This is a genomic window from Flavobacterium succinicans LMG 10402, assembly GCF_000611675.1.
Taxonomy (GTDB): Bacteria; Bacteroidota; Bacteroidia; order Flavobacteriales; family Flavobacteriaceae; genus Flavobacterium; species Flavobacterium succinicans.
In genome coordinates, this window is the sequence record NZ_JATV01000006.1 from 231,769 (window position 1) to 247,786 (window position 16,018).

Sequence of the window (16,018 nt, forward strand, 5' to 3'; positions counted from 1 at the left end):
TAACTTTTAAACAATAACCATGAAATTCTTAAAATTCTTACCTGTTTTATTCTTCTTTTTGGTGGTTTCCAATTTGTCTGCACAAACTACTTTTGAAAAATGGCCTGCTATCAAAACCTTTCACGGGGTAATGTCACAAACTTTTCATCCTGCTGAAGAAGGCGATTTGAATCCTATTAAAACGCGTTCTGAAGAAATAATTCAAAAAGCGAACGCCTTATCAAAAGAAGCAATTCCAGCCGAATTCAAAACGCCAGCCATCTTAGCTTCTATCAAAAAATTGCAAGAAGGTGCTAAAGGTTTGGACAAACTAGTAAAAGCAAAAGGTTCAGATGAAGCTACCCTAAAATCATTGACTGCATTACATGATGTATTCCATGAAATCGTAGGTTTATGTTCTGAAGAAAAACACTAAAACTTCACTATTAATCATAGTAAAAGCTGTCTGTTACGGACAGCTTTTTTTGTTTTCGTAACTTTTGAAAATAAAATTTTTTCAACAAAATAAGATTGCAAAACAGTTTTCTAAAATTAAATTTTACCTTTGACCTTTCAACAAAAACAAACATTATGGTTTATAAATTCAGAGTTATTCTTGATACCGAAGAAGACATTTTTAGAGACATAGCAATACTTGCTGACGATACTTTAGAAGATTTGCACAATGCTATTTTTAACGCATTTGGCTTCGATGGTATGGAGGTAGCTTCCTTTTATACCTGTGACCAAACTTGGAACCAAGAGGATGAAATCCCTTTGTTTGACACCGGAGATGTACCCGGCGAACAACGCACCATGAGCGATTACCCTTTGTCAGATATTTTAAACGAAGCCAATACTAAAATTATCTATGTGTATGATTTCATCAACATGTGGACATTCTTAGTAGAATTGGCTGCTATCGAAGAACCAGTGGCGGGTGGTACCTATCCAGAAACCTTATTCTCTCACGGCATCATGCCTGCAGAAGCCGGTGAAAAAAACTTTGAAGCCGATATGAACGACGACATCTACGGCGAATTCGAAGACGATCTTGACGAAGACGATCTAGATATGTTTAGTGGTGACGATAGCTTCGAAGACTACGGTTTTGAGGAGAATTGGAACTAGAAGCCCCCTACCATCCTCCCCAACCCCTCCAAAGGAGGGGCTTTACAATAGGGGAACTACAACGAGATTTCAAAAATGTATTTAATCAAATAAACTGTCCAGTGCTTGACTCCTCCCTTTTGGGGAGGAAGGGAGGGGCTTACCTTAATGATCAACTTATTCAACACCCACATCGAAACGCTTTCCATACATCGTGTTGGAAACAAGAGTCGTAATGAAGCGATCTTCTTATCAGAACAACCTTTTAACCTCAACGATGAAATTGTCCCGTTGATTAAAGAGTTCTTCTTGAAACCTTTCAGAGAAAAAGAAGAAAATTACTTTCAATTTGCACACGAAGTAGATTTGGATTACAACGACATGTTCAAATTTGCCACTCAAATTTTTGATAATCCAGGCAGTTTGCACGAAGTTTCAAAACAAATCACACAGCATTTGTTCGAGCAATCCAATCATCCGCACATCAAGAATGGCGAGGTGTATGTAGCGCACTTGACGAATGTTTCGATAGACAATAACATAGTAGATGCGATTGGTGTTTTTAAAAGCGAAATCCAATCCGACTTTTTACAATTTGAGGAAAAAGAAACGCATTTGGAGATGATTCTACAACACGGCGTGAGCTTGAACAAACTCGACAAAGGTTGTTTAATCTTTAACCACAAAAAAGAAGAAGGTTACAAAATATTGACCGTTGACAGCAATCGTTATGATGCGCGCTATTGGTTGGAGCATTTCTTGTCTGTAGATGCTTTTGAGGACGAAAACTTCATCACCAAAAAGTACTTGAAATTTTGTCAAAACTTTGCCAAAGACGTTGTTTTTCCTGCCGAAGACAAAAAAGAAGAAGTGATGTTCATGAACCGCTCGGTGAATTATTTTGCTAAAAATGACCAATTTGAAGAATCGAATTTCTTGAACGAGGTTATTGATAATCCCGATTTGATTCCTGAATTCAAAAACTATAAAGTAGACAAAGGGGAGAAATACAGCATCGAAGATGTGACCTCCTTCCCTATTGCCAATGCAGCCGTTTCGGACGCGAGAAAATCCATCAAAAACGTGATTAATCTCGATACGCATATCCAAATCAAAATGGATTTTATCAATCCAGAAAGTGCCGAAAAATTTGTAGAAAAAGGCTGGGACGAAGAAAAACAAATGTATTACTACCTAGTGTATTTCAACAAAGAAGAGAAAAACTAGATTTCCTGAGCTTAATGCTTTTAATTTCAGCATTTTGTGTTAGGGATTGCAGTGAAAATCCTTTTTGAGGCTTTTTCTGCCTCAAAAAGATTGTAACGTAAAGCCCGACCCTTGTGGTAACGCCCAAATAGTGACCTTAAAAAAATACGGTTTACTATAGAATTAAGTGCTTCTCTTTTACCAAACCAAATCACAATCCTCAATTGCAACCTGCAGTTGAGGATTTTTTTATGAAACTTTTTTTTACTATTCTTAAATTTCGTTCATACGACCACTACTAAAATAAAAGTATCACTTTTACTCTTGAAAATGAGTTTTTTATTACCCTTCGTTTTCATAGTTTTGTTTTAATCAAAAACTAATCAAAATGCCCTTAATAAGGCAACAATACAACCAAAATTATGACAAGAAAAAACATTTTAACAGGCTCGCCATGGGAAGACAAAATGGGATACTGCCGAGCGGTTCGCATTGGAAACATCATAGAGGTGTCGGGAACTGTAGCGATTGTGGATGGAGAAAAAGTGAAGGCAAATGATGCGTATGCGCAAACGCTGAACATACTCGAAAGAGTAGAAAAAGTTTTAGAAGATTTGAATGTAGGGATGAAAGATGTGATTCGAACACGCATTTTCACTACCGATGTAAGCACTTTTGAAGAAGTAGCAAGAGCACATTCGACTTATTTTAAAGACATCAAACCTACGACTGGGTTTTATGGTATTAATCAATTGGTAGCGCCAGAATATTTGGTCGAAATTGAATTTACAGCAATTGCACCAGAATAACCTCCCAATATACTATGGAATGTTTAGTTTTGTAACAAAACTAATGATTGCTATTATTTATGACTTTTCACACTATTAAAAACAAAACGCTTACCTTACTACAATGGCTTACTGTTGTATTATTGGTAGGCTTTTTTTCTGGGTCAGCCTCTGCCCTATTTTTACTAGCTTTAGAAAAAGTAACACAAATTAGAACGGATAATTTTTGGATCATTGGTTTATTGCCTTTGGGCGGATTGGCCATCGGATTACTATACCATTACTACGGACAAGCAGTAGTCAAGGGCAATAATTTAATTTTAGAAGAGTACGATGCGCCACAACAGCCTATAGCCTTTAGAATGGCTCCGTTGGTTTTGATAACCACTTTGCTAACACATTTATTTGGTGGATCTGCGGGACGAGAAGGTACGGCTGTACAAATGGGTGCTGCGATTGCCGACAGTATGAAGCGTTTTTTTGGAACCGCAACTATTGATCGAAAGTCTTTACTGATAATGGGAATTAGTGCGGGTTTTGCCTCTGTATTTGGTACTCCATTTGCGGGAGCAATTTTTGCAATCGAAGTGGTTTACTTTAGCAAAATCAACTTCAAAAATTGCGTCCTTTCCTTTGCCGTGGCATTTACCGCTTATTTCACGGTTGAATTGTGGCCGGTAACTCATACACATTACAGTATTCCTGAAGTACCAGCAATGACTATCTCCTTGTTTTTTTGGACAATTCTGGCCAGTATCTTGTTCGGACTCGCAGCATTACTGTTTTCGCGTTCCACACACCTTTGGGGAAATTTATTTAGCAAAACAATTGCTTATGCGCCTTTTCGACCTTTCGTAGGCGGTTGTATTTTGGCTTGGGTAATTTTCAATTTTTCCGTTCAACCTTATATTGGATTAGGAGTACCAGTGATTGTTGAAGCTTTTAGTACTGCAAATCCTTGGTATGCTTTTTTATTGAAAATTCTATTCACTGGTTTCACCTTAGGTGCTGGCTTTAAAGGAGGAGAAGTTACGCCTTTGTTTTTTGTGGGCGCTACTTTAGGAAGTGCTTTGTCGCTTGTTGTTCCGATGCCTATTGCTCTTTTGGCTGGATTAGGTTTTGTAGCCGTATTTTCTGGAGCCACGCACACACCTATTGCTTGTACGATCATGGGATTAGAGCTTTTTGGTTGGGAAAGTGCCCTATACATCGCTTTGGCTTGCACCGTTGCCTACTTCTGCTCTGGTTCGGTAGGGATTTATAAATCGCAAATTGTAAAAGGGCCAAAATATAAAGCCTATGAAAAAATTAAAAAATCAATTTCATCCTTTTAAATTCCCAAATTAACACACACTTTTTTTTCATTAGATAAAAAAATGTAATTTCGCAATCTATGAAATTACAAGACATTCAAGCCGTTCAAGCGCTTTTAGCTACACCTAAAAAGATTGCCATAATTCCACATCGCGGACCAGATGGTGATGCCATGGGCTCTACTCTGGCCTTATATCATTTTTTACTGAAACAGAATCATCAACCTATTGTGGTTGCACCCAATGAATTTCCGGATTTTCTGGCTTGGTTACCAGGTTCTGATACCGTAAAAATATACGAGAAGGACAAGGACAATTGTACTGCCATTTTAAAGGATGCCGAACTCGTTTTTACCCTAGACTTTAATGCTTTTCATCGTACTGGTGAGATGGAAACGGTTTTAGAACAACTTACCGTTCCTTTTATCATGATTGATCATCATCAAAAACCCGATGATTATGCCACTATTATGTATTCGGATACGCAATTTGGTTCTACTTGCGAAATGATTTACAACTTCATTACCTATTTAGGTCAAAAATCAAGTATTGATAAAACTATTGCAACTTGCATCTATACAGGTATTTTAACCGATTCCGGTTCGTTTCGCTTTCCAAAAACTACAGGAAACACGCATCGCATTGTAGCCGAATTGATTGATTTGGGTGTTGAAAATACCGTTATTCCAACCCAACTTTTCGACAACAGTTCTTACGACCGATTGCAATTACTAGGAAGAGCTTTGCAAAACATGAAAGTGATTGCTGAAAAACAAACTTCTTACATTACCCTTACCCAAGCCGAATTGAATGAATTTCATTTTGTAAAAGGCGACACCGAAGGCATTGTCAATTACGGATTAAGCATCAAAGGCATTATTTTTTCAGCTATTTTTATTGAAAATCAAGAAGAAAAAATCATCAAAATTTCATTCCGTTCTCAAGGTAGCTTTGATGTCAATGAATTTGCTAGAAACCATTTTAATGGCGGAGGCCACATCAATGCCGCAGGAGGAAAATCTGAGGAATCGCTTAGTGATACAGTAGCAAAATTTGAAGAATTAGTGCATCAACTTAATGTATAACCCCATGAATCGTACAAAAAACAATATAATAGTAGTTCTTCTTGCTCTTAGCATCTATAGCTGCCAACAACAACAACAAGAAGCAAGACGACCCATTTCGCAAGCCTCGGGTAGTTTTATGAAAAAATCGATCGATCGAAACAAAAAATTGGTTGCTTCTGAAGAAGATCAAATACAAGCGGTCATCAAAAAAAATGCCGCGATCGAATTTTTAGCTTCCAAAAAAGGGTATTGGTATCATGTTTCAAATAAAAACATCACAGATACTCTTACTCCCAAAAAAGGAGATATTGCTTTCTTCGACTATGAAGTGAAAGATTTAAAAGGTAACATCATTTACACTAAGGAAGAAACCCAACCGCAAACCTATTATGTAGACAAGCAAAACATCATGATGGGGCTTCGAGATGGTATCAAATTGATGCATAAAAAAGAAACGTTTGTTTTCATGTTTCCTTCGCACATGAGTTATGGCTATCACGGAGATAATAAAAAAATTGGCACAAATGTACCCTTGCTTTGCACTGTTACTTTAAATAATTTCATGTCTGAACTTGAATTCAAAAAACAAGAAGCACAAAAAACCAAAGCCCTTTTGCCACAAAAAACTATTGTAAAAGACACACTACAACAATAAAATTAATACACTAGAAATGAAAAAAAGAATTATTCTTGGATTACTGACCTTAACAGCATTCTTCTCTTGTAAGAATGAAGAAAAAAACGATTTGCCAGATGGATTATATGCCAAAATTGAAACCAATAAAGGGGATATCATTTTACAACTAGCGTATGATAAAGCTCCTGTAACGGTAGCTAATTTTGTAACATTAGCTGAAGGAACCAATGAATTCATTACCAATCCTAATTTAAAAGACCGTCCGTATTATGATGGGTTAAAATTTCACCGCGTGATCGAAGATTTTATGATTCAAACTGGAGACCCTCTAGGAACAGGTTCTGGTGATGCGGGTTACAAATTCAAAGATGAATTTTGTGAATTTAGATTTGATAAAGCAGGTGTTTTGGCTATGGCCAATAATGGACCAACAACCAATAGCAGTCAATTTTTTATCACGCATTTAGAAACGCCTTGGTTAGACGGAAAACACACTATTTTTGGTCAAGTTGTAGGCAACGGAATGGAAGTAGTCAACCAAATCAAACAAGGGGATCACATGAAAAATGTGACCATTATCAGAAATGGAGAAGCAGCCAAAAAATTCAACGCTGTAAAAACATTCCACGATTATTATATTGTTGAAGCTGAAAATCAGAAAAAATTACAAGCCGAATTAGACGCTTATAATGCAAAATTCAAAGCCGTACAAGACCAAAAAGTAGCCGATTTCAAAGCCTTGAAAGCAAAAGCTACCAAAACCAATACAGGTTTAGAATACGTTATCACTCAAAAAAGCAATGGTAAAACACCTGCTGTTGGAGCCAATGTGTACATTCACTATGCAGGATTTTTAGAAAACGGAACTTTATTTGATAGTAGCATCGAGAGTGTTTCAAAAACTTTCGGAAAATTTGATGCCGCTCGTGCCGCAGCCAAACAATACCTACCAATTCCTTTTGAGTATGGTAAAAAAGACGGTTTGATTCCCGGATTTATCGAAGGAATTGAAAAATTGAAATTTGGTGAAAAAGCTACTATTTTCATTCCATCTAATTTAGGTTATGGTGCGCAAGGTGTAGGACCAATTCCACCAAATGCTAACATTATTTTCGAAATTGAGTTATTAGAGAAAATGTAGTATTTAGTGAATAGTCCATAGTGCTTAGTAATTAGCTATTACTAAGCACTATTTACAACAGCTAAGGACTATGGAGTGAAAACTAAGAACTAAGGACTAATTAAAAACCATCAATACAAATGAAATCGCCATGATTCCAAATCACAAACACTAATGAAGAATGGCGATACCATATTCCTTTAAAAAAACAAATAGTATCTAAATATGAAATCAAAATTGCTTTTTTTGTTATTCTTCGGAATAGTAAGCATCAATGCACAAGTAAAAAAAGTAGCCACTCCTGCTAAAAAACCAGCAGCGAAAACCGCTGTTAATCCAACAAAAGTTGCACCTGGAGAAGGATTATTTGCTACCATCGAAACCAATAAAGGAACCATTGTTTTGGCGCTTGAGTTTCAAAAAACTCCGGTTACTGTAGCTAATTTTGTAAGTTTAGCAGAAGGAACTAATCCTTATGTAAACAAAGAAAAACTAAAAGGAAAGCCATTTTATGACGGATTAAAATTCCACCGTGTAATTAAAGATTTTATGATTCAGGGTGGTGATCCAGAAGGTAATGGTTCAGGAGATCCTGGCTACAAATTCAAAGACGAATTCACCGATTTGAAACACGACAAAGGCGGTATTTTATCTATGGCGAATTCTGGTCCCGCTACTAATGGAAGCCAATTCTTTATCACACACAAAGAAACGCCTTGGTTAAATGGAAAGCACACCGTGTTTGGTCACGTAACCGAAGGAATGAATGTAGTAAATGCCATTGAACAAAACGATGTAATTACTAAGGTTACCATTACACGCAAAGGCGCTTTGGCTAAAAAATTCAATGCAGCCAAAGTTTTCACAGACTATTATGCCAATAAAGCAGAAGATGCCAAAAAACAAGCCGCTATTGATGCTGAAAACAAAGCTAAAAAAGCCGCTTTAGAAGCCGAAGCCAAAAAAGCCTATGAAGCAAAATTCGGTCCCGTAATAAAAGCTAAAGCTGATTACATTGCCTCAGTTAGAGCATCAGGAACAAAAACGCCTTCGGGATTGATCTATCAAATCATCCAAAAAGGAACCGATGTAAAACCAGCTGATGGAACTCCGATTTATTTTCACTACGCAGGTTATTTTGAAGATGGAAACCTGTTTGACAGCAGCTACCAGGACGTCAACAAAGCTTACGGAAAATTCGACGCGAACCGTGCGGCTCAAAACGGCTACCAACCTTTTCCTTTCGAAGCTGGCAAAAAAACAGGCATGATACCTGGATTTATTGAAGCCTTGGGTATTTTGAATTTAGGAGAAAAAATGATTGCCGTTATGCCATCTAATTTGTGCTATGGAGAAAGAGGCGCTGGCGGAGTAATTCCACCTAATGCTAATCTTGTATTCGAATTAGAAATAATGGATAAAAAACCAGAAACAAAATAAATCCAATAACTTCTATAAATAGTTAATTTTTGTCAGTTCGAGCGCAGTCGAGAACCCTCGTTACATCTCGACTGCGCTCGATATGACAAAACAGGATTGGACTATATAGAAATTGTGCTTGATGTAAAATTCTTTTTGGAACAAAATAAAAAACCGATAACAAAAATGAATGTTATCGGTTTTTTTTATGCTTTAGGAAAACTTATTTCTTTCCAAATTTCCAGTCAAATTCGTCTTTTTGATTGATAATCGCACCAATCTCAAACTTTACTACTTCTTCAAATTCGGTTTGAAGAATAAACCAATTCTCTTCGTTAAAGTAATTTTCAAACGTATCAAATTCTTCTTGTGTGAATTTGGTTATTCCTTTTGCAGCCAAGTCTTTTTTAACCGATGCAATTGGTTTATCAATAATCAAATTACCAAACAATTCTAATTTTGGACTCGAAGCCACGATATAGCCCAATCTCAACTCTTCTTCTTGATAAAAAGTCAAACGCATTTTCAATTTGTTGTACACCAAAATCACGTTATCATCTTCGTCTTTGTAATTGCGGTCTGGCTTACCATAAATGGCGGTCACATCATTTTGTTTCATCCCGAACAAAAGCTGCTCAATCCCGCTTTTTAAATTTATTTTCATATGAAAGTGTGTTAAATTGTATAACTAAAGCGCAAAGGTATTTCCATTTTTTGGGATAACCACCCAATTCCAAAAAATAATATCGAAACATTATTTTATATCAGGAGCAGATACAAAAGGCTTTATCAGGCTACATCGTCCCGCTTTCCGTTACAATCTTTGCTGCCGAACCCCGTCAGCAAAGGATTTCAACTACAATCGGGGCTAAAGAACAACATCCTGCCTTTTTGGAAAGAGATTACAATTGTTGCTCCAAATTCATTTTTACCTTATCAAACCACTCATCCTTCAAAATACTCAAAATAATACTATCTCTTCGTACTTCGAGAGTATGCGTAGGCATATGACTTCGCAAAATACCTTCCACCGTGCAACCAATGCGCTTCATCGCCGCAATACTGCGTTGGTTATTGGCATCGGCTCTAAATTCTACGCGTTCCATTCCTAAAGTCTCGAAAGCAAAACGAAGCAACAAATATTTGCAATGCTTGTTGAGTCCCGTTCCTCTAAAATCTTTACCATACCAAGTGTAGCCTAATTGCAGCGTTTTGAATTCAAAGTTGATGTCATAAAAACGAGTACTTCCTGCATATTTCCCCGATTGTATATCATAAACGATAAAAGGAAATTCTTTCTGCGTTTCCTTAGCCTTCAAAGCTAATTGAATATAGTTTTCGAGATTGGCCTGACCATCGGCTTTTACTAATGAGAATTCCCAAGTTTCGGGTTCGTGAAGAGAAATGGGCAATAAATGAGTAACATCATCCATTTCTAGCGGGCGTAACTGCACACGGTCATTTTCTAAAATAGCGTTGGAAAACAAATTAAAGTTCATAGTATTTAAATAAGTCTTACATCCTTAGTTGATTATTTTTTTGCGAAAAATCAATAAGAATGGGCTTTAGCCCATTCTTAAAAATGAATTTCTTATTGGGCTTTAGCCAAAATCTACACTAATTTCGGCTAAAGCCTATAAATAGTAATCATTATGTCATCCCGCTAAATCGAGATGCAATTGAGTTTAGTGTAATCAATCAACAATCATTATTTTGTTTATGGGATATTAATCGAATCAGGTTTAAAGATAAAACTTTAAGCGTTTTATCAACCTTAAAAACCATCAAAAATAATCAAAACTATGTAGCGACCTACTTAGTCCAGACCGTAGTGGAAAGCCCGGAGCAAAAAAAATTGATTTTTCTTGTTCTAAAAGAGCGACTAACAGAAGCTCCTTTTAGAATGTAGAAAAATCATTTTTTTTGTGAGGACTTGTAACGGAGCGCTGGAAATAGCTCCTATAAATTATTCATTAAACTCGTCGTAGCGAACGGGAACTTGAGGGTCGTACACCGGACATTTGAACTCTTCGAGCGTGTCGGCCAATAGATTCATCGTTTTTCCATCGGTGCCATAGCAGTCAATTTGAATGCTTTGTGGAGTGGTTTTGACTTGAAAAGCGCCTTTTCCTTTGGTGTTTTTCCAACTGCTGTCGTCTACTTTTTCCCAAGTAGCGAAAACACTATTCAACCGATTCAAAATAACCTCGACAGGTAAATCTTCTAAACCCTCAACGATTTCTTGCTCGACCAAGGCTTCGTAAACCAAATGATGATTGAGGTAAATGCCTTCTTGATAACGCCAAAAAAGTAGTTCGTACATAGGGAAAAGGGGTTAGGGTTTAAGATTGTTTAAAATGGTTTAAAGTTTAAGGTTTAAGGTTGTTTAAAAGATGTAATCGTCAGTTGCTTAAACCATTTTAAACTTTTAAACAATTTAGTATTCGAAAGTACCGTATTCGCTGTTAATGGTTAGTTTCTTGGCATCTGAGGCTTCTACTCTACCTACAATTTTCGCATCGACATTAAACGATTTTGAAATCGCAATAATATCTTGTGCAATAGCTTCTGGAACGTACAACTCCATTCGGTGTCCGCAATTGAACACTTGATACATCTCTTTCCAATCGGTTTTGGATTGTTCTTGAATCAATTGAAACAAAGGCGGTACTGGGAACAAATTGTCTTTTATGATGTGTAAATTATTGACAAAATGCAAGATTTTAGTTTGTGCACCTCCGCTACAGTGTACCATTCCGTGCACTTCGTTAGCAGCATATTTATCTAAAATAGCTTTTATAATCGGCGCATAAGTTCTTGTTGGTGATAAGACCAATTTACCTGCATCGATTGGAGAATTTTCTACAGCGTCAGTTAGTTTTACTTGTCCAGAATAAATCAAGTCAGAAGGAACAGCAGCATCGAAACTCTCAGGATATTTGGCCGCTAAGTATTTCTCGAAAACGTCGTGGCGGGCAGAAGTTAATCCGTTACTTCCCATTCCTCCGTTGTATTCTTTTTCATAAGTCGCTTGACCAAAAGATTCCAAACCAACGATAACATCACCAGCTTGAATATTGGCATTATCAATTACTTTAGAACGTTTCATTCTTGCGGTAACCGTAGAATCTACAATGATGGTACGAACTAAATCACCTACATCGGCCGTTTCACCACCGGTAGAATGAATAGTCACCCCAAAAGTAGCCAGTTCCTGAATTAATTCTTCAGTACCATTAATAATCGCCGAAATCACCTCAGCAGGAATTAGATTTTTGTTTCTTCCGATAGTAGAAGAAAGTAAAATATTGTCAGTAGCTCCTACGCACAATAAATCATCAATATTCATAATTAATGCATCTTGCGCAATGCCTTTCCAAACAGAAATATCCCCAGTTTCTTTCCAATACATATACGCAAGAGAGGATTTGGTTCCTGCACCATCGGCATGCATAATCAAGCAATAGTCTTTGTCTTGGGTAAGGTAATCGGGTACAATTTTACAAAATGCTTGTGGAAATAAACCTTTATCGATGTTTTTAATAGCATTATGCACATCTTCTTTGGATGCCGAAACACCACGTTGTGCATATCTTTTAGAAGTATCTGAACTCATGAAATTAGTTTGTGTTGATGTGGTGCAAAGATAACCAGTTTTTTTAAATTCTCGGTTTAAACCAGAAGTTGCATTACAAAAAAAACCGACAGATTAGAAAATCATATCGGTTTTAAAAACAAAACTAAAAATGAAAAAATATTTATCTCCAATCAGGCATAGAAGCCCCTGAAAATAATGTGGCTCTTGAATTCACATCGGATAGATTAACTTTTTGAATTTCACGTGTGGAAACTCCATCATTGGATGAATTTACAAAAATAACCTCAGCTTGATTTGGCGAAAATCGGACATCAAAATCATTAAATCCAGCAACTTTTTTAGATGAAATTTCTTGTGTGGTTTTCGAAAGCGTGTTAAAAATAAACAACCTTGCATCTAAGCTTCTGTATTCAATATTTTGAAAACCGCTTACATCTCTAGAAAAAACGATACGGCTATTATCTACATTAATATCCAACCCACTAAAAGCACCACTTAAACCAGAAGCTACAGTATACAAGACTACCCCCGAAGGAGAAATGACATAAATCTCTACATCATAGCCCACATTATTATTTACTTTTAACACGATAGAACTGCCATCAGCACTCCAAACACACTCCGAAATAAATTTACCATTCGGTGTTTGAAAAATGGACACAAGACCTGTACCATCACTATTAATTCGATACAACTTGTCAAAATTGGGATAAATAATTTGATTCCCTGAATGATCCCAACTAAATCCAACATGCTCCATATTAAAACCTGCAATAGGAATAGCATTGGTTACTTTTCTAACGGAAGATCCATCAGCATTCATGGTATAAATATGGTTTTGCGAACCATCGGAACTTATGTATGCAATTTTGTTTGAGTTTACATTGCGTCTAGGTCGGTAACAATTGCTATTCGAAGAAGTAAGTTGCAATTGGTTCCCTTGATCATTCGCTGCAAAAATAACATTGTTCGCATTCACTTTTTTAACTGATAAATACCTACCATCAGGAAATGGAAGTGTTGTGAAGGAAAAAGTAATACTATTTACGGGCTTATTAATCCCGTCTGAAACTGATACTTGCCAAAAATATTTAGTGTTATAACTCAAATTTGACAAATCAAGACTAGCCGTTTTTAGGTCAGCAAAGGTAATCACATCGTTATTAGTTCCATTTTTTAATGTAACAGTGTACACCAAAGGATCTTTGTCAATATCTGAAGCTGTCCAAGTTAGCTTTACATTTAAGGGCTGATTGGTTGCATTGTCAATTGGAGCAGACAAAACAGGTACTTCTGGAGCTTTATTATTAGCAGAAGATACTGATAATTCAAATACAATTTGGCTAGTAGCATTCAAAGTAACATTTGCTGGTTCGAATTTAGCTAAGAAACCTTCCTTTTGAGCCTGAAAAGAATATTCCCCTGTAGGCACATCATTTATGGTAAAATAACCTTCAGCATCGGTAAACACAGTACTCGTTACTGGACTAGAAGATATTTTGGCATTAGCAATCGGCTCGAAACTAATTTTATCAACCACTCTTCCTTTTACAATTCCCTTGCCTACTTCATCTATTTGTTCTTCGCTACAAGCTACAAATAAACCAAAACACACAAAAAGTAATAGATATAATTTTTTCATGTAGAATAAGTATATAATGTTTGAATGATGTTTAGAATACATTAGTTTTTTTTATTTTTTAATTTTTTAGGGAAATAATAGGTCATGCCTAAGCCAAATCGCCAATAATAATCGTCACGAATCCCATTACTGATATAATCTATATTGTCAGAAAAAGTCATATTATACTCTCCATACAATTTTATCCCTAAATTGTTTGAAACTAAATATTCTAGTCCAGCCCCATATTGAACTTTTGAATGAAAATTTTCATATTTTTTGTTAAATCCGGAGCCTGTTCCAATGAAAACATAAGGACTTAAAGCATCATATGGCAATAGCAAAAATTCTAAATTAGCATCTAAAGTCGCATAACCAACATCTAGTTTGTTTTTGTTACCTAGCTTAAATACATTGGTGGAAGCGCTAAAACAAAAGTTGGGCGTGAAATAAAATTTAAACGCGCCTCTTCCCATTGGCTTAGCAATTGGATTTGTATAATCACCATCCATATACGTTACACCTCCCGTTGCTTCTATACCGAAACGCCCTCTTTTTTCTACTCTATCTCTTCCATGAAGTAAAGCCACCTCAGCCTCTTCTTTTTCATCAGAATACTTTGCTATGTAATCATCCACTTCCTTTTTTGGTGCGGAAGATTTCCAAATTCCAGCTTTTAAACCTTCCAAAACCAAGGATTGAACACCTTTTTCAATGGCCTCCGTAACGGCCATATGAACAGGCTCATTTGTAGTAAAACCTGTTTCAACCTCCAACAATCTCTTGAAATTTACATAGCGAAACAAGCTTTGATCAATGGCTTGAGAAAGAATAGTCTTAGAAACGTACACAGACTTTAAAATTTTACCATTAGCGGTAGAAATCATCCTCAAATAAATACTTACTCGATCTTGTCTGTACTTAACCGACCCTCCTGCACCAAAATAACGTGCACCAAAACCGCCTGTTAAAATATTTGAATCATATGAAATTATTCCACCTTCTAATAATACGCCAGCATATAATAAAGGGGTGATTTGAACTTCATTTGGATTAGAACTTTTGGAATATTCCTGACGTGTGGAACGTATAAGATTACGTTCTTGCAATAAATTTCCAATATTCTCTCTTTCAATTGGAACAAACCATTTGGAATCCTCTAGCGCCTTGATTAAAATTGAAGTCGCACCTTGGGTTACTGCAGTGCTAAAAGTACTTCCCGTTTCTGCTTCTTTGTATTGTCCAGTTTGATCTCTAAACTTGTAGATCCCAACAACCACAGGTTCTTGAGGTTTAGGTAGGTTTTTTAATAATGAAGTTGCTGGGGTATTTTCGCCAATAACGGCTTTTTGCACTCCTGTAGGTTGATTAAAATAAGCCCCACAACTAGTTAGTAAAATGACCAAAGTCATTAGTATATACTTTTGGCTTTTCATACTATTTTTTTGGTATTATTACAGTAGTTTGTTCTCCTGTATTGGTATCCAAAATAGTCACACTTAGTCCTCCATCTGAAGGATAAATATCTACAGATAAACTTCCAAACGTATACGATCCTTCTGTAAGACCCGAAGTACCAAATTGTTGGGTAAAAAGAGATCTAGTAATTTGATTTAATAATTGAGAATTCAAACTCTCTGTAAACTTTTCTAGTTCAGTTTTCTCAACTCTTTCAAGTGATTTATCTTTGAATTTGTTTTGATTTTCTGCAGAACTCATCAACCACTGATAGTTGAAGGTATCTCCACCAAAAGCAGGATTTCGAGGTTTATACACCAAGCTTTGTGCAAAAAAAGCGGGACTAACTAAGCCAATAAAAAGTAGGGTTAAAATTGGTTTCATGGTTAAAATAATAAATTAGTATTGAATGAAATATTTGCTTTGTTTTTCTAGTTCTTTAAAAAAATAAAAAGTACCCTCAACGGCTTCTTGAGCTACCGATTCTAAATACTCGTCATCTGGACGAGCAATAAATTCATAAACTATTGAATTATCTATACTTATTATTATTTTTGTATTTCTTGCAAAAGTGAATTCTTCACCTATGCTTACAATTTTCTTAGCATTTATTCCTATCTCATTATACTTGTAATAATAACGATCATAAAAATCTTGTCCAATTCGTGTTTTTGTTTCATTAAGCACTACCCCACGCAACTC

General features: G+C 36.1%; 17 protein-coding genes. 9 read left to right on the forward strand and 8 right to left on the reverse strand.

Annotated features, from left to right (window positions below):
• Positions 1 to 19: 19 nt before the first annotated feature.
• The 9 genes from AO58_RS0107545 (at position 20) to AO58_RS0107585 (ending at position 8,660) form a co-directional block, all read left to right on the forward strand.
• Positions 20 to 415: a hypothetical protein gene (locus AO58_RS0107545; RefSeq protein ID WP_024981126.1), complete on the forward strand. Its 396-nt coding sequence runs from the start codon at positions 20 to 22 to the stop codon at positions 413 to 415.
• Positions 416 to 570: 155 nt separating this feature from the next.
• Positions 571 to 1,110: an IS1096 element passenger TnpR family protein gene (locus tag AO58_RS0107550; RefSeq protein ID WP_024981127.1), complete on the forward strand. Its 540-nt coding sequence runs from the start codon at positions 571 to 573 to the stop codon at positions 1,108 to 1,110.
• A gap of 147 nt (positions 1,111 to 1,257) precedes the next feature.
• Positions 1,258 to 2,316: a nucleoid-associated protein gene (locus tag AO58_RS0107555; protein WP_024981128.1), complete on the forward strand. Its 1,059-nt coding sequence runs from the start codon at positions 1,258 to 1,260 to the stop codon at positions 2,314 to 2,316.
• 401 nt (positions 2,317 to 2,717) lie between these two features.
• Complete coding sequence (locus AO58_RS0107560) at positions 2,718 to 3,104, forward strand: RidA family protein (protein WP_024981129.1); 387 nt, start codon at positions 2,718 to 2,720, stop codon at positions 3,102 to 3,104.
• A 59-nt stretch (positions 3,105 to 3,163) separates the two neighbouring features.
• Entirely contained in the window at positions 3,164 to 4,417 is a 1,254-nt protein-coding gene (locus tag AO58_RS0107565) for a chloride channel protein (protein ID WP_024981130.1), read from the forward strand.
• Between the two features lie 59 nt (positions 4,418 to 4,476).
• On the forward strand, positions 4,477 to 5,481 hold the full coding sequence (locus tag AO58_RS0107570) for a DHH family phosphoesterase (protein ID WP_024981131.1): 1,005 nt from the start codon (positions 4,477 to 4,479) through the stop codon (positions 5,479 to 5,481).
• 4 nt (positions 5,482 to 5,485) lie between these two features.
• Positions 5,486 to 6,118, forward strand: coding sequence for a gliding motility-associated peptidyl-prolyl isomerase GldI (gene gldI, locus AO58_RS0107575; RefSeq protein WP_024981132.1), 633 nt, complete (start codon positions 5,486 to 5,488; stop codon positions 6,116 to 6,118).
• Between the two features lie 16 nt (positions 6,119 to 6,134).
• Positions 6,135 to 7,241 carry a peptidylprolyl isomerase gene (locus tag AO58_RS0107580; RefSeq protein ID WP_024981133.1) on the forward strand — a complete coding sequence of 369 codons (1,107 nt, stop codon included), beginning with the start codon at positions 6,135 to 6,137 and terminating at the stop codon, positions 7,239 to 7,241.
• Positions 7,242 to 7,445: 204 nt separating this feature from the next.
• The gene (locus AO58_RS0107585; protein ID WP_024981134.1) at positions 7,446 to 8,660 is read left to right on the forward strand and encodes a peptidylprolyl isomerase; all 1,215 of its coding nucleotides are present in this window, start codon (positions 7,446 to 7,448) and stop codon (positions 8,658 to 8,660) included.
• A gap of 202 nt (positions 8,661 to 8,862) precedes the next feature.
• On the opposite strand, the gene AO58_RS0107590 is transcribed toward AO58_RS0107585, so the two are convergent.
• The 8 genes from AO58_RS0107590 to AO58_RS0107625 form a co-directional block, all read right to left on the reverse strand.
• Positions 8,863 to 9,303 carry a hypothetical protein gene (locus tag AO58_RS0107590; RefSeq protein WP_024981135.1) on the reverse strand — a complete coding sequence of 147 codons (441 nt, stop codon included), beginning with the start codon at positions 9,301 to 9,303 and terminating at the stop codon, positions 8,863 to 8,865.
• Between the two features lie 238 nt (positions 9,304 to 9,541).
• A complete protein-coding gene (locus tag AO58_RS0107595) occupies positions 9,542 to 10,138 on the reverse strand; it encodes a GNAT family N-acetyltransferase (RefSeq protein ID WP_024981136.1) in 597 nt (198 codons plus the stop codon).
• 467 nt (positions 10,139 to 10,605) lie between these two features.
• A complete protein-coding gene (locus AO58_RS0107600; RefSeq protein ID WP_024981137.1) occupies positions 10,606 to 10,962 on the reverse strand; it encodes a hypothetical protein in 357 nt (118 codons plus the stop codon).
• 114 nt (positions 10,963 to 11,076) lie between these two features.
• The gene (locus tag AO58_RS0107605) at positions 11,077 to 12,255 is read right to left on the reverse strand and encodes an AIR synthase related protein (RefSeq protein WP_024981138.1); all 1,179 of its coding nucleotides are present in this window, start codon (positions 12,253 to 12,255) and stop codon (positions 11,077 to 11,079) included.
• Positions 12,256 to 12,397: 142 nt separating this feature from the next.
• Positions 12,398 to 13,879: a carboxypeptidase regulatory-like domain-containing protein gene (locus AO58_RS0107610; protein ID WP_024981139.1), complete on the reverse strand. Its 1,482-nt coding sequence runs from the start codon at positions 13,877 to 13,879 to the stop codon at positions 12,398 to 12,400.
• 41 nt (positions 13,880 to 13,920) lie between these two features.
• Positions 13,921 to 15,294 (reverse strand): CsgG/HfaB family protein, encoded by a 1,374-nt coding sequence (locus tag AO58_RS0107615; RefSeq protein WP_024981140.1) that lies wholly within the window; start codon positions 15,292 to 15,294, stop codon positions 13,921 to 13,923.
• Position 15,295: 1 nt separating this feature from the next.
• Positions 15,296 to 15,700, reverse strand: a complete 405-nt coding sequence (locus AO58_RS0107620; RefSeq protein WP_024981141.1) for a curli production assembly/transport component CsgF — start codon at positions 15,698 to 15,700, stop codon at positions 15,296 to 15,298.
• Between the two features lie 15 nt (positions 15,701 to 15,715).
• A complete protein-coding gene (locus tag AO58_RS0107625; protein WP_223253682.1) occupies positions 15,716 to 16,003 on the reverse strand; it encodes a CsgE family curli-type amyloid fiber assembly protein in 288 nt (95 codons plus the stop codon).
• Between the last annotated feature and the right edge of the window lie 15 nt (positions 16,004 to 16,018).